The sequence below is a fragment of the Rhizobium sp. ERR 1071 genome (genome assembly GCF_007828675.1).
Taxonomy (GTDB): Bacteria; Pseudomonadota; Alphaproteobacteria; order Rhizobiales; family Rhizobiaceae; genus Rhizobium; species Rhizobium dioscoreae.
In genome coordinates, this window is the sequence record NZ_VITM01000004.1 from 461,280 (window position 1) to 486,766 (window position 25,487).

The 25,487-nt window shown below is 60.0% G+C and carries 22 protein-coding genes and 1 pseudogene; 6 read left to right on the top strand and 17 right to left on the bottom strand.

The features are described from left to right. Nucleotides 1–35 precede the first annotated feature (35 nt). Nucleotides 36–1,217 (bottom strand): MFS transporter, encoded by a 1,182-nt coding sequence (locus FBZ99_RS16865; protein WP_186450317.1) that lies wholly within the window; start codon nucleotides 1,215–1,217, stop codon nucleotides 36–38. Nucleotides 1,218–1,407: 190 nt separating this feature from the next. Between FBZ99_RS16865 and FBZ99_RS16870 the strand changes: the two genes are divergently transcribed. After that, on the top strand, nucleotides 1,408–2,121 hold the full coding sequence (locus FBZ99_RS16870; RefSeq protein WP_113353656.1) for a FadR/GntR family transcriptional regulator: 714 nt from the start codon (nucleotides 1,408–1,410) through the stop codon (nucleotides 2,119–2,121). On the opposite strand, the gene aspA is transcribed toward FBZ99_RS16870, so the two are convergent. Continuing rightward, complete coding sequence (gene aspA, locus FBZ99_RS16875; RefSeq protein ID WP_113353657.1) at nucleotides 2,093–3,520, bottom strand: aspartate ammonia-lyase; 1,428 nt, start codon at nucleotides 3,518–3,520, stop codon at nucleotides 2,093–2,095. The two genes, FBZ99_RS16870 and aspA, sit on opposite strands and share 29 nt — an antisense overlap. Nucleotides 3,521–3,794: 274 nt before the next feature. Between aspA and FBZ99_RS16880 the strand changes: the two genes are divergently transcribed. From FBZ99_RS16880 to FBZ99_RS16895, 4 genes are all read left to right on the top strand, one after another. After that, the gene (locus FBZ99_RS16880) at nucleotides 3,795–5,246 is read left to right on the top strand and encodes an amino acid permease (RefSeq protein WP_113353658.1); all 1,452 of its coding nucleotides are present in this window, start codon (nucleotides 3,795–3,797) and stop codon (nucleotides 5,244–5,246) included. Beyond that, nucleotides 5,243–6,202: an asparaginase domain-containing protein gene (locus FBZ99_RS16885; protein ID WP_113353659.1), complete on the top strand. Its 960-nt coding sequence runs from the start codon at nucleotides 5,243–5,245 to the stop codon at nucleotides 6,200–6,202. Before FBZ99_RS16880 ends, FBZ99_RS16885 begins: the two co-directional genes overlap by 4 nt. Nucleotides 6,203–6,309: 107 nt before the next feature. Beyond that, complete coding sequence (locus tag FBZ99_RS16890) at nucleotides 6,310–6,579, top strand: antitoxin (protein WP_113353660.1); 270 nt, start codon at nucleotides 6,310–6,312, stop codon at nucleotides 6,577–6,579. After that, nucleotides 6,576–6,980: a type II toxin-antitoxin system VapC family toxin gene (locus tag FBZ99_RS16895; protein ID WP_113353661.1), complete on the top strand. Its 405-nt coding sequence runs from the start codon at nucleotides 6,576–6,578 to the stop codon at nucleotides 6,978–6,980. Before FBZ99_RS16890 ends, FBZ99_RS16895 begins: the two co-directional genes overlap by 4 nt. Before the next feature lie 56 nt (nucleotides 6,981–7,036). On the opposite strand, the gene FBZ99_RS16900 is transcribed toward FBZ99_RS16895, so the two are convergent. After that, nucleotides 7,037–7,282, bottom strand: a complete 246-nt coding sequence (locus FBZ99_RS16900) for an SMc00767 family acetate metabolism repressor (protein WP_069614529.1) — start codon at nucleotides 7,280–7,282, stop codon at nucleotides 7,037–7,039. Between the two features lie 26 nt (nucleotides 7,283–7,308). After that, entirely contained in the window at nucleotides 7,309–8,598 is a 1,290-nt protein-coding gene (aceA, locus tag FBZ99_RS16905; protein WP_113353662.1) for an isocitrate lyase, read from the bottom strand. A 207-nt stretch (nucleotides 8,599–8,805) separates the two neighbouring features. On the opposite strand from aceA, the gene FBZ99_RS16910 reads away from it, so the two are divergent. Next, nucleotides 8,806–10,218, top strand: coding sequence for a helix-turn-helix domain-containing protein (locus tag FBZ99_RS16910; protein ID WP_113353663.1), 1,413 nt, complete (start codon nucleotides 8,806–8,808; stop codon nucleotides 10,216–10,218). A gap of 78 nt (nucleotides 10,219–10,296) precedes the next feature. Here the strand turns inward: FBZ99_RS16910 and FBZ99_RS16915 are convergent. From FBZ99_RS16915 to FBZ99_RS16975, 13 genes and pseudogenes are all read right to left on the bottom strand, one after another. Next, a pseudogene (locus FBZ99_RS16915) lies at nucleotides 10,297–12,017 on the bottom strand (ABC transporter ATP-binding protein). Between the two features lie 312 nt (nucleotides 12,018–12,329). Next, a complete protein-coding gene (locus FBZ99_RS16920) occupies nucleotides 12,330–13,283 on the bottom strand; it encodes a sugar kinase (RefSeq protein WP_113353664.1) in 954 nt (317 codons plus the stop codon). Further along, nucleotides 13,280–14,338 (bottom strand): ABC transporter ATP-binding protein, encoded by a 1,059-nt coding sequence (locus FBZ99_RS16925; protein ID WP_113390413.1) that lies wholly within the window; start codon nucleotides 14,336–14,338, stop codon nucleotides 13,280–13,282. The genes FBZ99_RS16920 and FBZ99_RS16925 overlap by 4 nt, the downstream gene beginning before the upstream one ends. A 33-nt stretch (nucleotides 14,339–14,371) precedes the next feature. Next, nucleotides 14,372–15,187 (bottom strand): carbohydrate ABC transporter permease, encoded by an 816-nt coding sequence (locus FBZ99_RS16930; protein WP_113353666.1) that lies wholly within the window; start codon nucleotides 15,185–15,187, stop codon nucleotides 14,372–14,374. A gap of 1 nt (nucleotide 15,188) precedes the next feature. Then, nucleotides 15,189–16,124: a carbohydrate ABC transporter permease gene (locus FBZ99_RS16935; RefSeq protein ID WP_113353733.1), complete on the bottom strand. Its 936-nt coding sequence runs from the start codon at nucleotides 16,122–16,124 to the stop codon at nucleotides 15,189–15,191. Continuing rightward, nucleotides 16,124–17,455, bottom strand: a complete 1,332-nt coding sequence (locus FBZ99_RS16940; RefSeq protein WP_113353667.1) for an ABC transporter substrate-binding protein — start codon at nucleotides 17,453–17,455, stop codon at nucleotides 16,124–16,126. Before FBZ99_RS16940 ends, FBZ99_RS16935 begins: the two co-directional genes overlap by 1 nt. Before the next feature lie 59 nt (nucleotides 17,456–17,514). Continuing rightward, a complete protein-coding gene (locus FBZ99_RS16945; protein WP_113333262.1) occupies nucleotides 17,515–18,174 on the bottom strand; it encodes a GntR family transcriptional regulator in 660 nt (219 codons plus the stop codon). 21 nt (nucleotides 18,175–18,195) lie between these two features. Next, a complete protein-coding gene (locus FBZ99_RS16950) occupies nucleotides 18,196–19,080 on the bottom strand; it encodes a dihydrodipicolinate synthase family protein (protein WP_113353668.1) in 885 nt (294 codons plus the stop codon). 161 nt (nucleotides 19,081–19,241) lie between these two features. After that, entirely contained in the window at nucleotides 19,242–20,534 is a 1,293-nt protein-coding gene (locus tag FBZ99_RS16955) for an amidohydrolase family protein (protein ID WP_113353669.1), read from the bottom strand. A 15-nt stretch (nucleotides 20,535–20,549) separates the two neighbouring features. After that, the gene (locus FBZ99_RS16960) at nucleotides 20,550–21,491 is read right to left on the bottom strand and encodes an ABC transporter permease (RefSeq protein WP_113353670.1); all 942 of its coding nucleotides are present in this window, start codon (nucleotides 21,489–21,491) and stop codon (nucleotides 20,550–20,552) included. Further along, on the bottom strand, nucleotides 21,488–22,537 hold the full coding sequence (locus FBZ99_RS16965; RefSeq protein WP_113353671.1) for an ABC transporter permease: 1,050 nt from the start codon (nucleotides 22,535–22,537) through the stop codon (nucleotides 21,488–21,490). Before FBZ99_RS16965 ends, FBZ99_RS16960 begins: the two co-directional genes overlap by 4 nt. Continuing rightward, nucleotides 22,527–24,053, bottom strand: coding sequence for an ABC transporter ATP-binding protein (locus FBZ99_RS16970; protein WP_113353672.1), 1,527 nt, complete (start codon nucleotides 24,051–24,053; stop codon nucleotides 22,527–22,529). The genes FBZ99_RS16965 and FBZ99_RS16970 overlap by 11 nt, the downstream gene beginning before the upstream one ends. Further along, complete coding sequence (locus tag FBZ99_RS16975) at nucleotides 24,050–25,474, bottom strand: amidase (protein WP_113353673.1); 1,425 nt, start codon at nucleotides 25,472–25,474, stop codon at nucleotides 24,050–24,052. The genes FBZ99_RS16970 and FBZ99_RS16975 overlap by 4 nt, the downstream gene beginning before the upstream one ends. Nucleotides 25,475–25,487: the final 13 nt, after the last annotated feature.

The following is a 25,487-nucleotide window of genomic DNA, read 5'->3' on the forward strand; positions in this document are numbered from 1 at the left end:
CGGCCTGGGTTAAGGGCCGCCGTCTTCCAATAGAATTACGTGAGAGCCGCATTGGGAGGAACGGCGCCGCTGCGCCTTTCGCGCGCTGCGGAGAGGATGGCAACCACGCAGGCCAGGGCAAGCGTGATCGCGCCAAGCACCGGCAAGCTGCGATAGCCATAGCCGCTCTCGAGCAGCGCCGCACCGACACTGGCTGCGATCGCAATGCCGATATTGAACCCTGACGGAATGAGCGAGGAGGCAAGGCCCGGCGCATCGGCGGTCCACATCAGGATGCGAGCCTGGATAGGGGTGCCGATTGCAAAATTGAGCGCGCCCCAAACGAAGATCGCCACGCTCATCGGTATGGGGTAGGGGCTGACCAGGTAGAGAATGACGAGTATCGCGGACTGGATGGCGAGCATCGCGATAAGCGAGGGCATCAGCTTCCAGTCCGACAGCCTGCCGCCGATCACAACACCCAATGTCGCTCCAACGCCATTGAGCAGGAGAACCCAGGGAATGAGCATGACATCGAGGCCCGTTACTTCGCTCAGGAGCGGCGTTATGTAGGTGAACGGCACCATCTGGCCGATCATCAATGCGAGCATCATGATAAGGGACGTCCAGACCTGCTGACGGCCGAGAACGCGCACTTCGCCGCTCAAATGGCCGGATTGCTGAGATTCTGCTTTCGTTTGCGGAATCAAGACCCATATCGCGACCAATGCGAGGACACCGACCAAGGTCATCGCCCAAAACGTCATCCGCCATCCCCAAAGCCCACCGATTGCCGCGCCCAGAGAAACGCCGACAATATTGGAGACCGTCAGGCCTGCGAGGATCACGGAGACTGCACGCCCTCGAAACGCTTGCGGCACGAGGCCGACCGCAACCACCATGGCGATGCCGAAATAGGCGCCGTGGGCGACGGCAGTCGCAACACGGAAGAAGAGCATGGCGGCGAAGTCAGGTGCAAGCGCGCAGGCGATCTGACCCAGGCAAAAGGCGATCGTCAGAGCAATCAGAATGGTTCGGCGCGAAATCTGTCGTGTCGCCATGGTCAGGAGCGGCCCGCCGAGGGCAATCCCCAGCGCATAGCCGGAAACCAGATAGCCGGCAAAGGGGATCGAGACATCAAGACCCTGTGCCACGTCCGGAAGGATGCCGGCAATGACAAACTCGGTCGTGCCGAAAGCAAACGCAGCCAGAAACAATGCGAAGAGGGGTAAGGGCACGTCCAGCTCCGATATAAAGGAATAAGGATTTCTTTATATTGCCATGGGGGATACATCAAGCACGAGTTATCGTCGGTGACATTCTTCACATAATGCCAGTTCTTTCGACGGGCTTTCAGCCGGAGAGACATGCACCAATTCGGGGTGCGATCGCTTGACAAGCGAAGAATGTTTGTGAAGTTTGACTGTTATGAGTGAGGTGGCTGATTGGTTATCTTATACAAGTCCGATCAGTCGGAAAAACGCTGCCGAGGCAGTGTTTGAGGATATTCGTTCGGCAATAACATCGGGACGGTTGGCGGTCGGGACACGGCTGCCCGCCGAGTCGCAGCTTGCGACGCGTTATGGTGTCAGCCGTCCGATCATCCGCGAAGCGCTCCGCTCGCTTCAGACGCTCGGCCTCACCCAGACGCGCACCGGCAGCGGCACCTACGTTCTGACCTCCACTCCCGGTCCGGAACTCCGCTATGGCGGTTATTCCGCCCGCGACCTGATCGAGGCGCGTCCGTTTATCGAAGTCCCGGCGGCAGGTTGGGCGGCGCTACGGCGCACGGAACAGCAGCTGGCGCGCCTGCTTGAACTTTGTGATGAGATGGACGGGGAAGAAGACCCATTGAAGTGGGTAACTCTGGACTCGGAATTCCATTCCATGATTGCCGAATCCTCCGGAAATGCCGTCTTTTCCAAGATCGTTTCCGACGCCCGCGACGCACTGATGCGCCAATCGGAGTTGGTCAACATGATGGCGCAGCGCCGCGTGGCGTCGAATGTCGAGCACCGCCGCATCGTCGAGGCGATTGCGGCGGCCTCGGAGGAGGAGGCCATCGAGGCGATGGAGGCCCATCTCGGTCAGGTCAAGCGCGTGGTGACCACGATCATCGGCGAGGGGCAACAGCCTCATTGAGAGCAATCGGCAGGTTGGCGAGCCGTTCCGGCCGTAGCGCCTCGAAAAGCTCTTCCGCGGTCAGATATCCATGATCCAGCACGATTTCCGGCACTGTGCGTCCTGTTGCCAGCGCCTCGCGAGCAACTTTGGTCGCCGCCTGGTAGCCGATCAAAGGATTGAGCGCTGTCGCAAGGCCAATCGATTCCTGCAGGCGTTGTGCCATCAGAGCCGGATTGGCCGTGATACCGTCAACGCAGCGTTCGGCTAGGATATGGCAGGCGGCGGTCAGATGCATGATGCTTTCCGATAGCGAGCGCACAATGATCGGCTCGAAGGCATTGAGCTGCAGTTGGCCCGCTTCCGCCGCCATGGTCACGGTAATGTCGTTGCCGATGACGGAGAACGCCACCTGGTTGACCATTTCCGGGATCACCGGATTGACCTTGCCGGGCATGATGCTCGAACCTGCCTGCATGGCAGGCAGCGTGATCTCGCCGATGCCGGCGCGAGGCCCGGAAGAGAGCAAGCGCAGGTCGTTGCAAGTCTTGGATAGCTTGACTGCGACGCGCTTCAGTACACCGGAGAGATGGACGAAGGCGCCAGGGTCCTGCGTTGCTTCGATGAGGTCGCTTGCGGTGACCAGCGGACGGCCCGTCAGCCGGGCGAGGTGGGAACAGGCAAGGGCGGCATAGCCGACAGGTGTATTGAGGCCGGTGCCGATGGCGGTGGCGCCGAGATTGACCTCATGCAAAAGGGCCGCCGATTCGATCAGGCGGGATCGATCTTCCCCGAGCATGACGGCAAAGGTCCTGAATTCCTGGCCGAGCGTCATCGGCACGGCATCCTGTAGCTGCGTGCGGCCGATCTTCAGAATGCCGTCGAATTCCTTGGCCTTGCGTTCGAAGGCCTCCTGCAGCGTCTCCATTGCCGCCGCCAGATTGTCGATCGCTTCGATCAGCGCGACATTGACGGCTGTCGGATAGGCGTCGTTGGTGGATTGGCTGAGATTGACGTGGTCGTTCGGATGAAGGTGAGCATAGTCGCCCTTGGCATGGCCGAGCAGTTCGAGCGCGCGGTTGGCGATGACCTCATTGGCGTTCATATTGGTGGAGGTGCCGGCGCCGCCTTGAATCACATCGACGACGAACTGGTCGTGAAGCTCGCCGGCGCGGATTTCGCGGCAGGTGCGCACGATGGCGTCGAGCCTTTCCTTGCTGAGCAAGCCAAGTTCGTGATTGGCAAGAGCCGCTGCTTCCTTGACGAAGGCCAGGCCTCGAATGAGATGTGCATAGCGGCTGATCGGCGTTCCCGTGACCTGGAAATTCTCGACGGCTCTTGCCGTATGTACCCCCCAATAAACCTCAGCCGGAATATCCTTTTCGCCCAGCAGGTCATACTCGCTTCGCGTCTTGACCACATTATCCTCCTATGGTCGAAATCAAGCTATATCTGTCAAGCTGTATGACAGATTTTGAAATCTGTTATCCGTTCGCTCCTGCCGCGTCAATAAGTGCTGCCCGGCTTGACCTGCGGACTTTTCTATGTCTAAGAGAAAATCTGTCATACAGCATTACAGCATGACCGGCGATCACTAGACTTGATCGGCGGCCAGATTAAGGCAGCGGCATCCGGTCGGGTGCGAAATCAGCACCCCGGATCCGCCCATGGACAAACGGCTCGAGGGAGGAGCAATGTCAGTCGAACCTATTCAGAATATTCCGGCGGATCGCCGGCCGCCGGTCAATGAGGATCTTGGCTACCACAAGGCGTTGAAGCCACGGCAGATCCAGATGATCGCGATCGGTGGCGCAATCGGCACCGGTCTCTTCCTCGGTGCGGGCGGACGCCTTGCCACAGCCGGGCCAGCGCTCATCTTCGTCTACGCGCTCTGCGGCTTCTTTGCCTTTTTGGTGCTGCGCGCGCTCGGCGAACTTATTATGCACCGCCCGAGCTCCGGCTCTTTCGTTTCCTATGCCCGCGAGTTCTATGGTGAGAAGATGGCCTTTGCCGTCGGCTGGATGTACTGGCTGAACTGGGCCATGACCTCGGTTGCCGATGTGACGGCCGTCGCCCTCTACATGAATTTCTTCAAGCATTACGTGCCCTGGCTTGCGGGCATCGATCAATGGGTCTTCGCGCTGATCGCGCTGATGGTCGTGCTGGCCATGAACCTCCTGTCGGTGAAGGTCTTCGGCGAACTCGAATTCTGGTTCAGTCTGGTGAAGGTTCTGGCGCTGGTCAGCTTCCTCGTCATCGGCATCTATTTCGTCGTTTCCGGCACGCCGATTGCCGGTCATTCGGCGGGCTTCAGTATCATCAGCGATAGCGGCGGTTTCTTCCCCAATGGCATCTTGCCCGCCTTCGTCATCATACAAGGCGTGGTCTTTGCCTATGCGTCGATCGAGCTGATCGGCACGACTGCGGGTGAAACAGAAGATCCGCGCAAGGTCATGCCTGGCGCGATCCGCACGGTGGTCGCCCGCCTGTTGGTCTTCTATGTCGGCTCGGTCCTGCTTCTGTCGCTGCTTCTGCCCTATACGGCCTACAAGGCAGGCGAGAGCCCGTTCGTCACCTTCTTCGGGACGATCGGTATTCAAGGTGCTGATATCATCATGAACCTCGTCGTGCTGACGGCCGTGCTGTCCTCACTCAATGCCGGCCTCTACTCCACCGGCCGCATCCTGCATTCGATGGCGGTTTCGGGCTCGGCACCGGCCGCGCTGGCCAAGATGAACAAGGCAGGCGTCCCCTATGGCGGCATTGCGGTGACGGCCGTCGTGACCGTCATCGGCGTGGCGCTGAACGCCGTCGTTCCGTCGGCCGCTTTCGAGATTGCCCTCAATATCTCGGCACTCGGCATCATCTCGGCCTGGGGCGTGATTGTGCTATGCCAGTTGAAGCTCTGGAAGCTCTCTAAGCGTGGCGAGATGGCTCGTCCGGATTTCCGCATGTTCGGCGCCCCTTATACCGGTATCCTGACGCTCGTCTTTCTCTTTGCGGTGTTGGTGCTGATGGCGCTCGACTATCCGGTCGGCACGTGGACGATCGCCTCGCTGATCCTGATCGCGCCGGCTCTCGTCATCGGCTGGTATCTGTTGCGTGACCGCATCTATCGGCTGGCAGCCGAGCGGGGCCAATCGTGACGGCTGGGCAAGTCAATCCGCTGGTGGCAGTCATTGCCACCGGCGGCACCATTGCGAGCGAGCGCACCGATAGCGGCGCCAGCATACCGTCGCTGACGGGAGAGAGCCTGTTGGCACTGCTCCCGGACATGCCTGTCGATCTCAGGCCCGTCGAGCTGATGGCAAAGGATTCGGCGAGCCTGACGCTCGCCGACATGCAGGGGATCAGCGACAAGGTCGGCGAATTGCTTGCAGATGATGCCATCAACGGTATCGTCATTTTGCATGGCACGGACGCGATGGAAGAGACGGCGCTGCTCGTCCATCTTCAGCACGGCCTGAATAAGCCCGTTGTGTTTACCGGTGCGCAATTTACCGCAGACCATCCCAAGGCCGACGGGCCGGCCAACCTTGCTGCTGCTGTTGCCGCAGCCGTCGATTCTGCAAACGCGAGGCGTGGCGTGCTCGTCTGTTTCGGTGGTCGGTTGTTGCCGGCTTGGGGGCTTTATAAGCATTCTTCGGATAGTGCTGATGCGTTCCGTCAATCGCGGCCGCTCGAAAATCCGCCAAGTCCGCGGCTTGCGGCGCCGCTCGATAATGTGCGGATTGATGTCGTCGCAATCTATCCTGGCTGTGACTCGGTGCATGTGGATGCAAGCCTGAGGGCAGACGCCCATGGCATCGTTCTGGCGGCTCTCGGTTCCGGCAATGCCAATCCGCGTCTGGTCGAGGCTGTCAGGCGCTGTGCCGATGTCAGCGTACCCGTCGTGGTTTCCAGCCGCGTACCGGAAGGCTTGCTCGTTTCAAGCTATGGCGGTGGCGGTGGCGGCCATGATCTTGCGGCGGCCGGTGCAATCCACTCCTCCACACTGCGACCGGGGCAGGCGAGAGTTTTGCTGGCAGCCCTGGTTGCCTCTGGAGCCACTGCGGACGTCGTCAAGCAGGCATTCTCTGATTTCGCAGACGTGAAGTCCTAAGCAAGGGCTTTCGCGGAAAAGTAATCTTGTGTCGTTGGATTCAGCGGGCTTGAAATCAGATCCGTTACGTTGCATATACATATGGATATGCAAGGAGGGAGGTTAGCATGCGCCATCTCCGAGATAACGAACCTAGTCCGCCACGAGAAGCCAAGCTGTTTCGTAACAACAAGAGTCAGGCCGTACGCATCCCGGCTGACTTCGAGCTTCCTGGCGATCGAGTGATGATTCACCGGGAAGGAGATCGGCTTATTATCGAGCCGGTGCGCCGCAAGAGCTTGCTTGACGTTTTGGCAAGTTTGGAGCCTCTCGGACCAGAGGATCAGTTTCCCGATATAGATGATACTCTGTTGCCAGCGAAGGAAATCGAGCTTTGAATAAGCTCTACATGCTGGATACCAATATCGTATCCGAACTTGCGCGAAACCCGCAGGGTACCGTTGCCAAGCGCATCGCAGATGTCGGGCCGAATGCAATTTGTGTCAGCATCGTTACAGCCGCAGAGTTGCGCTATGGCTGCGCTAAAAAGGGATCGCCGAAATTGCTGGCACAGATCGAGGCCATCCTGGGAAGCATACCGGTGCTCGCGCTCGATGTCCCTGCCGATGCCGAATACGGAGCCATTAGGGCCGAGCTGGAAGTTGCTGGCAAATCCATCGGCCCAAACGACCTGCTGATTGCTGCCCATGCTCGTGCGCTGGAGGCGGTCCTGGTAACAGCTAATATCGGCGAGTTTAAGCGCGTCCGCGATCTCCGTGTCGAAAACTGGCTGGATTGAGCGTCGGGCCGGCCGTTAATGACGGCGCGGCCCGAACATCGTTGTATCTATCTTCGTCAAGCCTGATGCGCAGCCTTGGCGACGACGACGGGGATCAAGAGGTCGCCCCAATTGCCGTTACCGCCATGGTGGCGGGCCGAGCGGACGAGCTCGACGGAAACGCCGGCTTCGACCGCATTCATGACCGCCTGGTTGAGGCGATGCAGTTCATTGGCCAGCATGCGGATGACCGCCTGCTGATCGGCATTCATGGTGAGAGATTGCTCCTCTGCTCTCTCGCGAACGCGTGCTATCGATGCCATGTCATTCTCCTCCTAAGATCCTGATATCACTCTGCTGCCGGTTTGAACTGGGCATGCTCCGTCGATCCGTGCATGGCGGTGGTGGACGACTGGCCGCCGGTGATTGCCAGCGAAACCGCATCGAAATAGCCGGTGCCGACTTCGCGTTGATGCTTGGTGGCGGTATAGCCATTGGCCTCGGCTGCAAATTCCGCCTGCTGTAGCTCCGAATAGGCGGCCATCTGGCGAGCCTTGTAGCCGCGGGCGAGCTCGAACATGCCGAAATTCAGCTGGTGGAAGCCGGCAAGCGTGATGAACTGGAACTTGTAGCCCATGGCGCCTAGTTCGCGCTGGAACTTGGCGATCGTCGCGTCATCCAGGTTCTTCTTCCAGTTGAAGGACGGCGAGCAATTGTAAGCGAGCAGCTTGCCGGGATGGATCCGATGCACGCCCTCGGCAAATTTACGCGCCTGCTCCAGATCCGGCTTCGACGTCTCGCACCAGATGAGATCGCAATGCGGCGCATAGGCGACAGCACGGGCGATGCAGGGTTCGATGCCGTTCCTGACCTGATAGAAGCCTTCGACCGTGCGGCCGGCGTCGTAGTCGACGAAGGGCTGATCGCGCTCATCGATGTCCGAGGTCAGAAGCTTGGCGGCCTCGGCGTCGGTACGCGCAACCACGAGGGTCGGCACGCCCATGACGTCGGCGGCAAGCCGTGCTGCGTTGAGATTGCGAATATGGGCCGCCGTCGGGATGAGGACCTTGCCGCCGAGATGGCCGCATTTCTTCTCCGATGCCAGCTGATCCTCGAAGTGGACGCCCGCAGCCCCCGCCTCGATATAGGCCTTCATGATCTCGAAGGCATTGAGGGGGCCACCGAAGCCCGCTTCGGCATCGGCAACGATCGGCGCAAACCACGTGTCGACGGAAAGCCCTTTGCCTTCCGCGGTCTCGATCTGGTCGGCCCTTTGCAGGGTGCGGTTGATGCGCTTGGCCAATTCCGGACCCGCATTGGCAGGATAGAGCGATTGGTCGGGGTACATGGCCGAAGCCGTGTTGGCGTCGGCGGCAACCTGCCATCCCGAGAGATAGATCGCCTTCAGGCCGGCGCGGACCATCTGCATGGCCTGATTGCCCGAGAGCGCGCCGAGCGCATTGACGAAATCCTCCTCGTGGATGAGCTGCCAGAGGCGGTTCGCACCCATCTCGGCCAGTGAATGACGGATGCTGACCGATCCGCGCAGCCGCTCCACATCCGCGGCCTTGTAGGGGCGCTCGATGCCATCGAAACGCCCAGTGGGTGCGCTGGGAACCAGTTTGTAAAAATCTGTCATGCTATTCTCCCGGTACTTCCTCTTGATCCTTCGATCGATCTCCGTTGCACGACTATTTTTACAATATCGATGCTGTAAGGGCGAGGAAAACTGGAAAATGCCGTTAGATAAAAGGGTTATGATGTGTTACTGTTGACATTAGTCTTCGGTAAAATTGTAAATCTTGTAAAAATCTTGCTGATGAGAGCTTTGTAAAAGGTATGACACATGGTTGAGCGCAAGATCTTTGCAGGTCCGAAGGTTCGGCGCATTCGCATGGGCCTCGGTCTGACACAGACGACGATGGCGCAGGCGCTCGATATCTCGCCATCCTATCTCAACCTCATCGAGCGCAACCAACGGCCGCTGACCGTGCAGCTGCTGTTGAAGCTGTCGGCGGTCTATAAGGTCGACCTCGACGAGCTGCAGGGCGGAGAGGCCGGCAGTGCAGGGCAATTGCGTGAAGTTTTTGCCGATCCACTGCTGTCAGGCGAGATCCCTGGGGATCAGGAGCTGATCGAGCTCGCCGAGGCCGCGCCGAATGCGGCAAACGGCATGATCCGGCTTTATCGCGCCTATCGCGAGCAGGCGGCAAGGTTGTCCGATCTCGCCGAGCTTCTGGGCCGCGAGGGCCGGGTTGCCGAGGTCGCCGGACCGCGACTGCCGCTCGACGAGGTTCACGATCGCCTTCAGTCGCGTCCGAATTTCTTTGCCCGCATCGAAGATGCTGCGGAAACCTTCCATGAGCGCCTGTCGCCCGGCGACGACCTGGCGGGCGCATTGAAGGCATGGCTAAAGGCCGAGCATGGCATCGCGGTGCGCCTGTTGCCAGTGCGCGCCATGCCTGGTTTGCGTCGTCGCTACGACCGGCATTCGATGCGGCTTTTCCTGTCGGAGCGTCTTTCGCCCTTCGATCAGATCCGGGAGATTGCGACTGAAGTCTCCCTTTTGGCCCTGCGTCAAGAGATCGCCGCCGAACTCGATGCTCTCGCGCTTTCGACGCCTGAGGCCAATCGCATCGCCCGTTTCGAGCTGGCGCGCTACGCTTCTCATGCGCTTCTGATGCCGTATGGCGCCTATCTCTCGGCAGCACAGCGACTGCATTATGATATCGATCGTCTGAGTGGCCGTTTCGGCGTTTCTTACGAGCAGGCCGCCACGCGGCTGACCAGCCTGCAGCGCCCCGGCGCATCCGGCATTCCGTTTTTCCTGATGGAGATCGATAATGCCGGCCATCGCCTGCGCAAGGCAGGCGCCCAAGGTTTTCCGCAGGCGCGTTTCGGTGGCGCCTGTCCGAAGCTCAATATCCATGCCGCTTTCACCCAGCCCGGCCAGATATTGGTGGACGCTGCCCAAATGCCTGACGGGGGCGGCTTTCTGACAATCTCGAGAACGATCGAGGGGCCGCGGGCCGATTTCGGCGAAAGGGTGCGCCGCACCGCACTTCTGATCGGCTGCGATATCTCCCATTGCGACGAGGTGGTCTACGGGAAGGCGCTGGGTAGCAATCAGGTCATGATCGGTCCTGCCTGCCGCCTATGCGAACGGCAGGGCTGTCTGGCGAGAGCCGAACCGCCGGTCACGCGCCCGCTTGGCCTCGATGAAATGGCGGCTGGTCTGAGTGTGTTCGATTTTCAGTAACGGCATTGATTATCGCTGGTTAGAAGAAGGCCGGGCCGCCGAGCCCGGCTCCTGTTTTTTTTGATGTTTCAGCCAAAATCAGGCATAAAGCCCGAACTGTGCATCATATAGCCGCGCATAAGCGCCGCGCCCGGCGAGCAGCTCGTCATGCGATCCCTCTTCGACAATGCCCTTGTCGCCCATAACGATGATGCGGTCGGCATTGCGGATGGTCGACAGTCGATGAGCGACGACCAGTGTCGTGCGTCCCTTTGCAAGCTCGAGCTGTGCCTGCTGGATGGCGTATTCGGTGGCCGTATCGAGCGCCGAGGTGGCCTCGTCAAGGATGAGGATCGGCGGGTCTTTCAAGAAGATGCGGGCGATCGCAAGGCGCTGTTTCTGTCCGCCCGAAAGCTTGACGCCGCGCTCGCCTGTCGGCGTATCGAGGCCGGCGGGCAGGGAGCGGACGAATTCGTCAAGCGAGGCGCGCCGCAGCGCCTTCATGATATCGTCGTCCGTCGCGCCGAGCTTCCATAGGCGATGTTCTCGCGGATGGTCGAACCGAACAGGAAGACGTCCTGCTGCACGATGCCGATCTGGCTGCGTAGCGAGGTCTGCGTCATATCGCGAATGTCGGTGCCGTCGATGGTAATGCTGCCAGCCGTCACATCGTAGAAGCGCGGCAGCAACGAGCAGATCGTTGTCTTGCCGGTGCCGGAGGCGCCGACGAAGGCCACCGTCTCGCCCGATGCGATAGTCAGGTTCAGATCCTTGAAGATCGTCGCCTGATCGGAATAGCCGAAGGTAACGCCCTGGTAGGCGATATCGCCTTTCAGGTGATCGATCGCGACAGCATTCGGCCGATCGGCAAGATCCGGTTCCGTGTCGATCAATGATAGGAAGCGTTTGAAGCCGGCAATACCCTTGGGATAGGTCTCGATGACCGATGTGATCTTGTCGATCGGCCGGAAGAAGACGTTGATGAGCAGCAGGAAGCTGATGAAGCCGCCATAGCTCAGCTCCCCCGATATGACGAACCAGGTACCCGCCATCATCACGATCAGCTGGACGAGGCGCGTGCTGAAATAGCTGAGTGCGATGCTTGCCGTCATATAGGCATAGCCGTCGAGCTTGGTCGCCTTGTAATCCTCGTTGTCGCTGGCAAACAGCTGGCTTTCGTATCGTTCATTGGCAAAAGCCTTGACCACACGGATGCCGCCGACTGTTTCCTGCATGCGCGTGTTGAAGTTGCCGACCTTGCCGAACAGGCTGCGCGAATTCAGCGTCATTTTCGAGCCGTAGCGGCTGACGAGCCAGGTCATGAACGGCACGATGATCGTCGTCAGCAGCGCCAGCTTCCAATGGACGCTGAACATCAGCAGGAAGGCCCCGACGAAGGTCATGATCGCGATGAACAGGTCCTCGGGGCCATGGTGGGCGATCTCGCCCACTTCCTCGAGATCCTTGGTGACGTGGGTAATCAGATGGCCGGTGCGGTTGTTGTCGAAATAACGGAAGGAAAGCTTCTGGATATGATCGAAGGCCTGGCGGCGCATGTCGGATTCGATCGAGATACCAAGCGCATGGCCCCAATAGTTGACGATCGCCGAAAGGCCGGTCGCCACCGCGTAGACGACGAGGAGCAGCACCGCCGTCGTAAAGATCAGGCTCCAGTCGCGGCTTGGAAGCAGTTCATCAACGAAAAGCTTGACTGCCAGAGGGAAGCCGAGTTCCAGCAGGCCGGCGAGCACGGCGCAGCCGAAATCCAGGAAAAACAGCGTCTTGTAACGCGCGTAATATGAAACGAAACGACGAAGCATGAATGCCCTCCATGGGCACTGAAGAGGATATGGGAGACAAGAACGGACTGAGCGGCAGCCCGAATTCGGCATCGCCGTTCAGCGTTAATTGGTGCCGAAATTTCTCATCTGGCGATCCTCCTGTTTCGGTCGCGCGTTTGGTATAGCCGACGCATGCAGGCATGTCACCCCCATAAAGGAGGGGTGACGACCGTTGCAGATGGCCTGCCGTACCGATGTAGAAAACGCTCGCTTAGGACGAACAACGGCTGGAGGTAAATGCCTCCAGCGGGTCATGAATTCGCGACAGGTTTCGACGGCATCCTCATGCCGTCAGAGCCTATGAAGCAGCCCGGAACGTTTGATCACATCGACACGCCTCGGCGCACCGGTACGCCCTCCGAAGAATTCGCATTTGATCGCCGCGGCGATAGAGGAGAAGCGGATGGCATCTTCCGCCGCCATGCCCTCGGCAATCGCAAGAGCGAAGGCGCCGTGGAAGATGTCTCCGGCGGCAAGCGTATCGACGGTCTTGATGGATATGGTCGGGCAATGCTCGACCTTGCCGGTATCATCATTGAACCAGTGACTGCCCGCTGCACCCGCCGTTACGCAGATGAAGGCATGGTCGAACCGTTGTTTCAGACGCCGCGCCCTCTCGGGCACATCGCTTGTTCCCGCGATACGCTGTGCGGCTGGCTCCGAAAAGATGATGTGGGTCGCTTCCGGCGCCAGCTCCTCGATGACGCCGTCAGGAGCCACGTCGCCGTCTAGAATGGCTGGCCTGCCCATGGCTCTTGCGGTCTTGAGAACTTGCAGCGCCAACGCCGGCCAGCGGACGTCGACGAGTACGGCATCGAAGGCGGCGATCTCGTCGGCCGAGAATGCCTTGACGGTGTGGTGCAGTTCCGGATCGTAGAAGGGAACGATCAGTCTTTCGCCGTCATCGTCCACCAGGATGGTCGAGACGGCAGAGCGTGCGCCCTCTATGCGCGACATGCCTCCGACGTCGATGCCGGCGGCGTCCAGATCGCGGATAATGCGCTCGCCGGTATCGTCGCGGCCAACGGCACCCCACAGGCTTGCCTTGCCGCCGAGCCGGATAATGGCATAGGCTGCGCTGGAGGCCATGCCTTCCGCGATCTGCAGCATGTCGTAAGGCAGAACCTTTCCCTGACCCTGCGGAAGGGTGCGGACGCGAAAAAGCGTATCGAGAACGGCAGCGCCGACACAAAGGACGTGCCTGGCCCTACCGGCCGGTGGATCGAAGATGGACAGAGCGCTCAAAGCCGCTTTCCGCTCGCCTTGTCGAAAAGATGGATGCTGGCCGGGTCGATGCCGATTTCGATCTTGTCGCCGAAGCGGATGTTGAGCCGCTCGCGGAACAGACAGGAGATGTCTTCTCCGCCGCAGTCGAGTTTGGCGTAGATCTCGGAACCTGTGCCTTCGACGATGCCGACCTTGGCCGACAGGCCGCTTGCCACAGCTCGGATATGCTCGGGCCGGACACCGTAGACGAGTGGGTGCCCACCATGCTGCGCGATCGGAAAGCCTTCCGGCAAGGGCAGGATCAGACCTTTGTCGCTGCGGAAGACGCCCTCCTCAATCCTGCCGTCGATGAAGTTCATTGAGGGCGAGCCGATGAAACCGGCGACGAAGAGGTTGGCCGGACGATCGTAGAGATCGAGCGGCGCGCCAACCTGTTCGATGAGGCCGCCATGCAGCACGACGATCTTGTCGGCCATGGTCATCGCCTCGACCTGGTCATGCGTCACGTAGATCGTCGTCGTGCCAATGCGCTGATGCATGGATTTGATCTCGCCGCGCATCTGGACGCGCAGCTTTGCATCGAGATTGGAGAGCGGTTCGTCGAACAGGAAAACTTGAGGATCGCGGACCAGTGCGCGGCCCATGGCGACGCGCTGGCGCTGGCCGCCGGAAAGCTGACGAGGCAGGCGGTCCAGCAAATTTTCCAGGCCAAGGACGGCGGCCGCCTTCTGCACTTTAGCGGCGATTTCCGAAGCCTCTGCCTTTTTCAGCTTTAGCGCAAAGCCCATGTTTTCGGCGACCGTCATATGCGGATAGAGCGCGTAGTTCTGGAAGACCATCGCAATGTCGCGGTCGCGCGCCGGCAGATGGCTGACTTCGCGCCGACCGATATGGATCTCGCCGCCGCTCACCTCTTCAAGCCCGGCAATCATGCGCAGCAGCGTGGACTTGCCGCAGCCCGAAGGGCCGACGAGGACGACGAATTCGCCGTCGGCGATATCGACGCTGATATCGTGAATGACCTTTACCTGGCCGTAGCGCTTCTGGATGCTCTGTATATTGACGGGTGCCATGAATGTGATCCTATCCAAAAGATAAAGGCTGCGTCACTTGACGGCGCCGGCTGTTAGACCGGCGATGATCTGTCGTTGTGCGAACATCGTCAGCACGAGCACCGGCAGCGTCACGATCAGGGCGGCAGCAGCAAGCGGTCCCCAGCTCACCTGCTCGAAGGAGAGCATGTTATAGACGGCCACCGGCAGCGTGCGGGTCTCGCGGCTCGCAAGCACGATGCCGAAGACGAAATTGTTCCACGAGAAGATCACCGAGAGAATGAAGGCGACGACGATACCGGGCCGGGCGATGGGCAGAGCGACGAGCCGGAAGACCTGCCACGGTGTCGCGCCGTCGATGCTTGCTGCCTCCTCCAGTTCCATCGGGGTCGTCTCGAAATAGCCGATCATGATCCAGACGACGATCGGGACGGTGACGACGAGGTGGATAATGATCTGCGGCCAGAGCGTTCCCAGCAGATTGAGCCATTGGAACAGCAGGAACAGCGGGATGAGGAAGGAAAGACCGGGCGTCATGCGGGCAATCATGATGATGACGGCAGACTTCTCAGCCTTCAGCCGTGCAATGCCATAACCGGCCGGCACGCCGATGACGAGTGCGAGCAGGGTCGCTGCGCCCGTCACAAGAATGGAGTTCCAGAAATAGAGAAAGAAGTTGTTTTCCTGGAAGACATTGACGTAGTTCGTCCAGGCGAAACGATCGGGAATAAGGATCGGCGGATAGGCGCCGTTGTCGATCTCGTATTTCAGCGATAGCGAGATCATCCAGAGGAAGAACAGAATAACGGGTGAGACGATAACCAGGGCCACGAAGAATAGGCCGATACGGTTGAGTGTCGAACGCTTCATCTCAATGTCCCTCCGCGTCGATCCATTTCGTCCGCTGCCGCATCATCAGGAGGATGAAGGAAAGCGCGACGATGAGGATGAAGAACACCACTGCCATGGCCGAACCATAGCCGATGTCGTAATAGGAAAAGGCAGTGTTGTAGAGGTAGATGTTGATTGTTTCGGATGCCGTTCCCGGACCACCCTGCGTCATCGCATAGATGATGTCGAAGCTCTTGATCGCGTCGATACCGCGGATGATGACGGCGATCATCAGGAAAGGTGAGATCATCGGCAGCGTCAGATAGCGGAACTTCTGCCAGGCATTCGCACCGTCGATTTCGGCACTTTCATAGGGTTCGCGCGGCACGGAGGCGAGACCGCCGAGCACGATCAGCATGACCAGCGGCGTCCATTGCCACACCTCGACGAGGACAAGTGAGGGGATGACGCTCGCCTGATTGTAGATCCATTCCTGCGGTCCGATGCCCACCAGCGACAGCAGGTAGTTGAGCACGCCGAGCTGTGGGTGGAACATCATCGTCCACACAAGCGCCACGGCGACCGGCGTTGCCATCATCGGCATAACGAAGATACCGCGCAGGAAACCGCGCAGCGGAAAATTGGCATCGAAGATCAGCGCGGCCAGCGTTCCGAAGAACAAGGGGCCGACGACGGAAAGCACGGTATAGAGAACCGTGTGCCAAAGGGATTCCCAAAATCGTACGTCGGTCGCCAGCCGGACATAATTGTCCCAGCCGACGAAACTCTGCGATTGACCGAGCGTCCACTTGTTCACGCTCATCCAGAGAGTGAAGACCCAGGGGAAGACGATGACAGCGGCAATGACGATCAATGCAGGAATGACAAAGGGCCAGTAGTTGGTAGCAAGCCGTTGCGGCTTGCTCCTTCCTTTGGTTGCCTTCGCGGCGGTATCTTCAATGCTCACGGAAGCCATCATCCCTCGCTTCGTGCCAGAACAGGCTCGAACTGGGCGGTTGCCGTCTTCAGTTCGGCTGCCGGATCTGCGCCGCCGATCATGTTTGTCAGCGCGACACCATAGATGTCGCGGAACTCGGTGACCGGGATGATGACGGGTAGCGCCAGCTGGGAGACCTTGGCGGAGCCGGCGACGGCATCGAGCCAGGCGCCTGGCATTTTCACACCTTCGCGAACCTTCTGATCCTCCAGAATGGATTGACGGAAGGGAACACCGGCGCCGGCCTGCAGAAGACGCGCGCCCATGTCATGCGAGATCGCCCATTGGCAGAAGAGATAGGCGGCTTCCTTCTTCTGGCTGGCAGCAGTCACGCCTATGCCGTCGCCGGTCGTGGCAGCTGCCTGTGCGTTCGGCCCTTTCGGCATGACGCCGTAGCCGACCTGGCCGACGACGCGGGATTTCTCCGGATTTTCGATGGGCGGCGCAAAGCCGACGCCATCGACCCACATGCCGATCTTGCCTTGCAGGAAGGCTGATTGCGCTTCCGCCCAGTTGAAGCCGGAAACTCCGGGAGGTGCCGATTTCGTCATCAGGCGTTGATAAAGCTTGGCGGCGTCGACGGCGCCCTGCGATTCCGTCTGCAGCTTGCCGTCGGCCGAAAGCGGCGTCGTACCGTAGCCGAGCATGAAGGTCGTCCAGACCGGCGCGTTGGCATTCTTCAGGCCGCGGGCGACGAAGCCGTAAGTGTTGGTCGATTTGTCCGTCAGCGCCTCGGCGGCTTTCGCCATATCTTCGAAGGTTTCGGGATAGGCCAGGCCCTTCTTCTCAAACAGGGCCTTGTTCCAGTAGACGATCCAGTAGTCCACCGAGAAGGGCAGGGAGCGCATGACGCCTGCGGAATCCTTGGCGAACTTCAGTCCGGCCTCGGCGAAATCGCTTTCCGTCAGCGAGGGATCGGTGAGCGACGGATCCTTCATGAAGCCGCTGATATCGGCGAGCCAGCCGCCCTTTTCGAACTGACGCTTCTGAACGTGGTAGCTCAGATGGACGACGTCGAAGCTGGGCTTGCCGGAGCTGAGCTCGATCGTGGTTTTCTGACGCTGCTGCTGCTCGGGTGTCGCCTCGGCATTGACCTTGATGCCGGTCAGAGCCTCGAATTCGCTTAAGTATTTGAGGATCGTTTCGCTGCGCGGGCTCTTGACCAGATTGACTTCGAGCGTCGTGCCGGCAAAGCGCTTCCAGTCGACGGCTGCCGAAGCGGTGCGGACACCGAGAAGGCTTGCTGCGCCGAGTGCAGCCGTGCCGGCCATGAAGCCGCGACGTGTCGGATTGAAAAGTGACGATGACATTGGTTCCTCCTCCTTTTGGCCGAAAATCTCCTCATTCGCGGCCCGTTATCCAAAGCTATTTACATCTTCAACGCGCGATCCCGGGCTCCGCCGATGTGGGCGACCAGCGCGGTAACCGCCTCTTCGGCGGATCGTCGCTCGATGGCCTCAAGCACTTTCAAATGCTCGTCCATGACCGGCCCGACATGGCCGTTGATGCGGAACCTGTCCTGACTGATCAGTCGCATCTTGATCGAATTGACCCGATAGGCGTTCGAGATGATCGTATTGCCGAGCGCATCGATGAAGGCATCATGCATGCCCCAGTCCACCGATTGCGCGTGAAGCTCCAGCTCCGGGGAATTGTCGCCGGAGCGGATGGCATCGGCGATATCGCGATGATCCTTCAGAAGCTTGGCGATCGTCTCGTCCGATGCTGAATGGGTAAACAGCGCAACGGCTTCCTTCTCCAGAAAAAGACGAAGCTGGAACGCTTCGCGGATCAGGTCCAGATCGATATGGGCGATCTGCAATCCACGCTGCGGAACCGTCTTGATCAGACCTTCCGCTTCCAGACGCGGGATCAATTCGCGGATCGCGCCGAGCGTCAGTCCCGTCAGCTCGACCAGCCGCCGCTGCGAGATGAATTGCCCGGGACGAACGTCGCGCGCCAAGAGATGGCGTGTGAAGCTCTCATAGGCTTTCTCTCTCAACGTTGTCTGTTCGCCTGGTCCGTCCATCGGCAGCTCCGGGCTGTTCGGTTAGGCTGCTTTGGCGCGAAACAGTGCGCCGAAAGCAGCAAAGAGCGTGTCGGAATCTTGGCTGTTCAATGCCACGAGCGGCGGGCGCACGGCAAGCCAGCTATCGTCCTCCGTCAACCGGGCGAGAATAGCCTTGATCGAAGGAATGACCGGATAGTTCAGCAGCTGTTCGACGAAACGCTCGACATTGGCGTCAGCGATACCTTTTTCCGCCATGGCCTGCACTTCGCGAGGAAGAAGATTTGCCATGCCGGAGATTGCTCCCTGTCCGCCGAGCCGAACGCCGCGGGCAAGATGCCGCTCGTCGCCAATCAGAATGATGAGATCGCCATGCGTCTTCAGCAGTTCCTCGGTATAGGGCCAATCGCCCGAGGAGTCCTTGACGCCGACAACAACATCCGGAAATGCGGCGTGCAGGCGGCCAACGAGGGAAATGGAGAGCGGCACCATCGTTACCGACGGAATATTATAGACGATCACGTCGCGGGCATGCGTGCCGAGCATAGTGAAAACGGCCGCGAACCATTTGAAGAGGCCATCGTCGCTGACGTTCTTGAAGTAGGAGGGCGGGGCAAGGAGAATGTTGCGGACACCCTGCGCCAGCGCTTGTCCAGCCTGCGCTGCCGCATCTTCTGCGGCATCGACGAGCACGCCCATGACGATCTGCTTCGGCGCAATGCCGGCGGCGAGCATGGCGGCCAGAACTTGCTTGCGCTCCTGCATGCCAATCGAAGCGCCTTCGCCCGTGGTCCCGAACAGGGTGACGCTCTTGCAGCCATTGGCAAGGCAATGCTTTGCCTGCTCGATCACACCCGGGATTGCAATCTCGCCATCAGCGTCGAAAGGTGTTGCCAGCGCGGCCGACAGGCCAAAATTCTCACTCATCCGATCCTCCCGATCTTGTGAGATCAGTGCGTAGCATGCTGACATGTTAGTTGTAAAGCGAAGTTTATATCAGTCGCCTATATGTGATTACACTGACGTCGAATTGGCGGCGGTAGGAGTTGATGGCTGGGGACTTTATAGAGCCTCGGCCCCGGCCTCTGTTAGCCCCTTGCAGGCACGTAGTCGAGCCCGCCATCGATTTGTGAAGGCCGGCCATCGAGGAAGAGTTCGCCGATGCGCGGCGCGGAGCGGGCAATGACCTTGCCGCGCCTAATGACGGCGAGGCGAGTTGGCTTCAGGCGCAGCGCTTCCAGCGTGTCGACGGCCTGCAGCACTACAAAATCGGCATTGCAGCCCTTTTCCAGGCCGTAGCCTTCCAGGCCGAGCGTCTTGGCGGAGTTGATGGTGAGCGCATCGAAAATCTTCTTCTTGTCTTCGATGCCGGCCATTTGTGCGACGTGGATAGCCATGTGGCCAACTTCGAGCATGTCACCCGAGCCCATCGAATACCAGGGGTCCATCACGCAATCATGGCCGAAGGAGACGTTGAGCCCGGCATCCATCAGTTCGCGCACGCGCGTCATGCCGCGGCGCTTCGGATAGGTGTCGTGCCGGCCTTGCAGCATGATGTTGATGAGCGGGTTAGAAATTACATTGATCTTCGCCTCTGCCATCAGCGGGATGAGCTTGGAGACGTAGTAATTGTCCATCGAATGCATCGAGGTCAGATGCGAGCCGGCAACACGTCCCTGCAAACCGAAGCGGACCGTCTCTGCCGCAAGCGTTTCGATGTGACGCGACATCGGGTCGTCGGTTTCGTCGCAATGCATGTCGACGGGAAGACCGCGATCGGCGGCGATCCTGCAAAGCGCCTCTACTGAGGCTCTGCCCTCATCCATCGTGCGCTCGAAATGCGGAATGCCGCCGACGATATCGACGCCCATGTCGAGCGCGCGTGCGAGCGAAGCCACGCCATCCTTGGCGCGATAGTATCCATCCTGCGGGAAGGCGACGAGCTGCAGATCGATATAGGGCTTGACCCTGTCCTTCACCTCCAGAAGCGCCTCGGCCGTCACCAGCTTGGGATCGGACGTGTCGACATGGCTGCGGATGAACAGCAGTCCTTGCGTGACGGCGAGATCGCAGTATCGTAGCGCGCGCTCGACAAGCTCCTCCTTCGTCACGATGGGGCGCAATTCTCCCCAGAGGGCGATGCCTTCCAGAAGCGTGCCGGATATATTCATGCGCGGCAGGCCGAGCGAAAGCGTGGCATCCATATGGAAATGCGGGTCGACGAAGGGCGGGCTCACCAGCCGATCGGTCGCATCTATTTCTTCCTTGCTCTCGGTGGTAATCGAGGCTTCGATTGCTGCGATCCTGCCATCCTTGACGGCGATGTCGATGCCTGTGCGGCCATCTGGCAGATTGGCATTGCGAATGATCAGATCGAACATGAACGGCTCCTCGGATTATCTTTCGCCACGGCGATAGGGTTGCATCAGCGCCTGCGGCACGCGGGCGCGTCTGCTCATGACGGCAAGGGCAACGATGGACAGGATATAGGGTGTCATCAGGAAGAGCTGATAGGGGACACCCTGGACTGCGGTCTGCAGGCGCAATTGGAACGCGTCGAAGAAGGCGAAGAGCAGCGCACCGAACAGCGCCCGGCCCGGCCTCCAGGACGAAAAGACGACGAGCGCGATGCAGATCCAGCCGCGTCCCTGCACCATCGTCGGAAAGAAGCTGTTGAAGGCGGAAAGCGTCAGGAAAGCGCCGCCCATGCCCATCAATGCGCTGCCGGCGATGATGGCGCCATAGCGGATCCTCATGGGGTTGAGGCCCTGTGCCTCGGCTGCATGCGGATTTTCGCCCGTCATGCGGATCGCAAGCCCGACCGGCGTGCGGAAGATCAGATAGGCCATGACCAGCGCCACCAGGATCGCGAGATAGGTCGGGACGGTCTGCGTGAAGAGAGCGGGGCCGATGAAGGGCAGGGTGGAAAGCCCGGGAATGGCGATCGGCTGAAACGGCGTGATGGTCGGCGGCGTCCCGGCGACGGGAACGATCAACCGGAAGGCGTAGTAACTGAAGCTGGATGCAAAAAGCGTCACGCCGAGGCCGGAAACATGCTGCGACAGGCCCAGCGTCACCGTCAGGGCCGAATGCAAAAGCCCGAAAATGCCGCCCGCAATCGCCGCGATGAGAAGGCCGGTCCACAGATCGGCACCGTGATAGACGGAGAGCCAACCGATCATCGCGCCAAAGGTCATGATGCCCTCGATGCCGAGATTAAGAACGCCGGCCCGCTCGCAAAGAAGCGCGCCGAGCGTGCCGAAGATCAAGGGTGTCGCAATCCGCAACACGGCAGCCCAAAGCCCGGCCGAAGCAATGATGTCGATCAACGTGCTCATCGGCGGATCCTGTACTGCGTGAAGAACAAAGCGATCAGCATGGTCAACAGCGACAGGGCGACCGTGACGTCGGCGATGTAAGTTGGGATGCCGAGACTCCGGCTCATGCCGTCAGCGCCGACAAACATCGTGGCCGTAAAGATCGCCGCAAGAACGACACCAAGCGGGTTGAGGTTTGCAAGCATGGCGACGACGATGCCGGCATAGCCGAAGCCCGGGGACAGATCGGTTGTGACATAGCCTTTGACACCCATGACTTCGATGGCGCCTGCAAGGCCGGCAAGCCCGCCCGAAAGACAGGCAACTTTGACGAGGGTCGAGCCGAGACGAACGCCTGCAAAAACGGCGCCCGAAGGATTGAGGCCGGCTGCCCGCGACTGCATGCCGAAGACGGTGCGCGACTGGACGAAATAGACGATCGCCGCGATGACGATCGCAATTGCAAAACCGATATGAAGACGCGATCGCGCAATCAGCTTCGGCAGCATGGCATGATCGCCAAGCGCCTGGGATTGCGGCCAGCCGAATGCCGTCGGGTCCTTCAGCACGCCGTCGATCAGCATGGAGACGAAAAGGACGGCGATGAAATTCAGGATAAGGCTGGTGACGACTTCATCGACGGAAAAGCGCAACCGCAGCCATAGTGGCACGAGGATCAGGACCATGCCGGCAATGGCACCGATCACCATCAAGAGCGGAATAAGGATCGGGCCGGGCAGGCCGGCGAGCATTTTTGACCCGAAGGCCGCAACGGCAATGGCGCCGAAATAAAATTGTCCCTCGGCGCCGATATTCCACAGACGGGCGCGAAAGGCGACTGCGGCGGCCAATCCCGTTAGGATCAATGGCGTCGCGCGGGTGAGCGTCTCCGTTGCCGAAAGCCGCGAACCGAAGGCTCCAAGCAGAATCCGCCGATAGGCTTCGAGGACGGGTGCGCCGGCAATCGCGATCAGTATGCCGGCGAGCGCAAGGGCCGCGACGACCGAGAGCACGGGAGCGAGGATCATCATAGACAGTGGGCGGTGTTCGCGCCGTTCAAATCGCATGATTGGCCCCACTCTTTTCTTTCCATTCTCCCGCCATCATCAGTCCCAGCAGGCGCGCATCGGCCTTATCGGCATCGATAGGCGCCGAAAGGCGTCCGCCGACGATTGCCTGGATGCGATCGGCCAATGCAATGACCTCGTCCAGATCCTCCGAGATCAAGAGAACGGCAGTGCCTTGCCGGCGCGCTTCCAGAATGCGTCCGTGAATGGCGGCCACTGCACCTTCGTCCAGCCCGCGCGCTGGCTGGGCGGCGATCAGGATTCGTGGTCGCTCATGGAGATTGCGACCGAGGATCAGCTTCTGCATATTGCCGCCCGATAATAGCCGGGTGCGTGTCGCAGCATTGCCGCCGCGCACGTCGAATGCCTCGATGATCTCCTGCGCAAAGGCCATGCCGGCACCCTTGTCGACCAGACCATGTTTCGAATAGGAAGGCAGGCGCTCGAGCACGGCATTCTCCCAGATCGCCATTTCGCCGATGGCACCATCACGGTTTCGGTCTTCCGGAATGCGCCCGATGCCAGCCTCGATAATCGCGGCAACGTCGAGATCGCCGACTGGCTTGCCGAACAGAAGAAGCTCGCCGGATGTGCGGTTCGACATGCCGGACAGAATTTGCCCCAAGGTCGCCTGACCGTTGCCCGATACGCCGATGATCCCCAGAACCTCGCCGGCCCGGACATGGAAGCTGATCTTTTTCAACCGTTCGACGCCACCGGTCTTGACGATGATATCGCGAGCTTCGAGCACGATGTCGCCCGGCGTCGACGCTTCGCGGGTCGGGCGTGTGACGCGATGTCCGACCATCAGCTCCGCAAGCTCGGCCTTGCTGGTCTGAGATGCCTGTCTTTCGGCCGCGACCTTGCCGCCGCGCAGGACGACGATACGATCGGCCGTCGCCATGACTTCATCGAGCTTGTGCGAAATGAAGATCAAGGACAGGCCTTGTGCGGCCATCTGTTTCAACGTCGAAAAGAGCTTTTCTGCCTCGATCTGGGTCAGAACGGCGGTCGGTTCGTCGAGGATCAAGATGCGTGCATCATTGTAGAGTGCCTTCAGTATTTCCACCCGCTGCTGCTCGCCAACGGAGAGATCGCCCAGGCGCGCATCCGGATCGACTTTCAAGCCGAAGCGTTCGGCAATCGCCAGAAGCTTGTTGCGGGCCGCTGCCGTTTGGGACTTGAGCGACCAAAGTCCCTCCGTGCCCGTCATGATGTTTTCCAGCACAGTCAGGTTCGGCGCGAGCGAGAAATGCTGATGCACCATGCCGACGCCGGCCCGGATCGCCGCGCGCGGCTTGCCCTGCGGCAATTCCACATTATCGATCAGGATGCGACCGGCATCGGGCACATAGTGCCCGAAGAGGATGCTCATCAGCGTCGTCTTGCCGGCACCGTTCTCGCCGAGCAGGGCAACGATCTCACCCTTTGCTAGAGACAGCGAAATATTGTCATTGGCAATCGTGCTGCCGAAGCGTTTGCTGACACCTTCGATGGAAAGGACGAGGATGGTCATGCCGGAAAGCCTGCAATCGGGAAGCGGTGTTGCCAACGTTGCTCGGCCTCGAGCACGGATGCAAGCTGCAGCAACAGCTTATCCTCACCCATGGGGGCCATCAGTTGGACCGGCAGCGGCAATCCCGCTTCATCTTCGCCGAAGGGAAGTGTGATGGCCGGAAAACCGGAAATGTTGGCGAGCGCGGCAAGAGGGGCAAAGGATGTCATGCGCTCGAGGTGCAATTGAGTGTCCGAATGATCCGTCGGAAAGGATCCGATGGGTGGCGGTGCCGAAGCGAGCATCGGCATGACGATGACGTCGACCCTGTCGAAGATCTCCCACAGAATGCGGCTAGCCTTCACGGCGCCATTGACGGAGCTCCAAAGGGTGGTTGCCCGCATGGCGCGCCCGCGCATGATGAAGGCTTGCGTCATCGTCTCGGCGAGACGCGTGTCCAGTTCGAGATCATCAATCAGGTGGGCGATATTGACGGAAATGATATCACCAAAAGCGCGGCTGCTGGCCTGAACGGCGCTTTCCATCTCGTCCCAACGGATGGATATCTGCTCGTTTCCCCGGCTTTCGAGGAAACTGGCCGCTGCTTCCACCGCTTGGGCCCGATCCTGGTCGATTGCGTAACGCTGGCCAGTGTCTGCAAGGAGTCCAATGCGAAGCTTACCCGTTTTGGGCGGGAGTTGAGCGATATCCGCGTATGGCCCTCTTGTCTTTCCCCGGACAACATCGAAGATTTGTGCGGTGTCGCGAACGGAGCGGGTGACCGCAAGTTCGCTGGCGATGCCGCCGAGATGATTGCCGAAGGAGGGGCCGGCGGGCACGGCGCCGCGTGTCGGCTTCAGTCCGACAAGGCCGCAGCAGGCAGCCGGCACGCGGATCGAGCCGCCCGCGTCCGTCGCATGCGCGATCGCAACGATACCGGCGGCGACTGCAGCCGCGGCTCCACCCGACGAGCCGCCGGCAGTTCTGACAGGATTCAACGGGTTTCGGCAGATCGGACCGATTGCCGGTTCGGATGCGAGTGAGAAGCCGAATTCCGGACTGGTGGTCAAGCCGAAGGCGCAGAGACCGGCATCGCGAAAACGCTCTGCCAAATCGCTGTCCGCGCCTTTGCCCGTGCGGGCGAACAGGCGAGAGCCAGCGGTCACCGGCAGCCCCGGGAAGGGGCCGCCGAGATCTTTGGCGACCGTCGGTACGCCGGCAAAGGCGCGCTGCGCAAAGCGCTCGGGATACGCCGATGCCTCCTGATCCAGGGCATGTGCTGCCGCGAGCCCGGCTTCAGGATTGACATAGGTAATGGCGCCAAGCTCATCTTTCATGGCGCAGGCGGCAAGTGCCGCCTGCATGGCATCCACACAGGTAAGCTTGCCGGACTTGATCGCGCCGGCCAGCTCCGTGGCGTCAGTGAATGACGGTCTGGTCATGATCGAGCCGAAG

Excerpts from the sequence above, each read along its gene's own strand:
- FBZ99_RS16870 (WP_113353656.1), top strand. The coding sequence starts at position 1,408 with ATGAGTGAGGTGGCTGATTGGTTATCTTATACAAGTCCGATCAGTCGG.
- FBZ99_RS16880 (WP_113353658.1), top strand. The coding sequence starts at position 3,795 with ATGTCAGTCGAACCTATTCAGAATATTCCGGCGGATCGCCGGCCGCCG.
- FBZ99_RS16890 (WP_113353660.1), top strand. The coding sequence starts at position 6,310 with ATGCGCCATCTCCGAGATAACGAACCTAGTCCGCCACGAGAAGCCAAG.
- FBZ99_RS16900 (WP_069614529.1), bottom strand. The coding sequence starts at position 7,282 with ATGGCATCGATAGCACGCGTTCGCGAGAGAGCAGAGGAGCAATCTCTC.
- aceA (WP_113353662.1), bottom strand. The coding sequence starts at position 8,598 with ATGACAGATTTTTACAAACTGGTTCCCAGCGCACCCACTGGGCGTTTC.
- FBZ99_RS16910 (WP_113353663.1), top strand. The coding sequence starts at position 8,806 with ATGGTTGAGCGCAAGATCTTTGCAGGTCCGAAGGTTCGGCGCATTCGC.
- FBZ99_RS16925 (WP_113390413.1), bottom strand. The coding sequence starts at position 14,338 with ATGGCACCCGTCAATATACAGAGCATCCAGAAGCGCTACGGCCAGGTA.
- FBZ99_RS16930 (WP_113353666.1), bottom strand. The coding sequence starts at position 15,187 with ATGAAGCGTTCGACACTCAACCGTATCGGCCTATTCTTCGTGGCCCTG.
- FBZ99_RS16935 (WP_113353733.1), bottom strand. The coding sequence starts at position 16,124 with ATGGCTTCCGTGAGCATTGAAGATACCGCCGCGAAGGCAACCAAAGGA.
- FBZ99_RS16940 (WP_113353667.1), bottom strand. The coding sequence starts at position 17,455 with ATGTCATCGTCACTTTTCAATCCGACACGTCGCGGCTTCATGGCCGGC.
- FBZ99_RS16945 (WP_113333262.1), bottom strand. The coding sequence starts at position 18,174 with ATGGACGGACCAGGCGAACAGACAACGTTGAGAGAGAAAGCCTATGAG.
- FBZ99_RS16950 (WP_113353668.1), bottom strand. The coding sequence starts at position 19,080 with ATGAGTGAGAATTTTGGCCTGTCGGCCGCGCTGGCAACACCTTTCGAC.
- FBZ99_RS16955 (WP_113353669.1), bottom strand. The coding sequence starts at position 20,534 with ATGTTCGATCTGATCATTCGCAATGCCAATCTGCCAGATGGCCGCACA.
- FBZ99_RS16960 (WP_113353670.1), bottom strand. The coding sequence starts at position 21,491 with ATGAGCACGTTGATCGACATCATTGCTTCGGCCGGGCTTTGGGCTGCC.
- FBZ99_RS16965 (WP_113353671.1), bottom strand. The coding sequence starts at position 22,537 with ATGCGATTTGAACGGCGCGAACACCGCCCACTGTCTATGATGATCCTC.
- FBZ99_RS16970 (WP_113353672.1), bottom strand. The coding sequence starts at position 24,053 with ATGACCATCCTCGTCCTTTCCATCGAAGGTGTCAGCAAACGCTTCGGC.
- FBZ99_RS16975 (WP_113353673.1), bottom strand. The coding sequence starts at position 25,474 with ATGACCAGACCGTCATTCACTGACGCCACGGAGCTGGCCGGCGCGATC.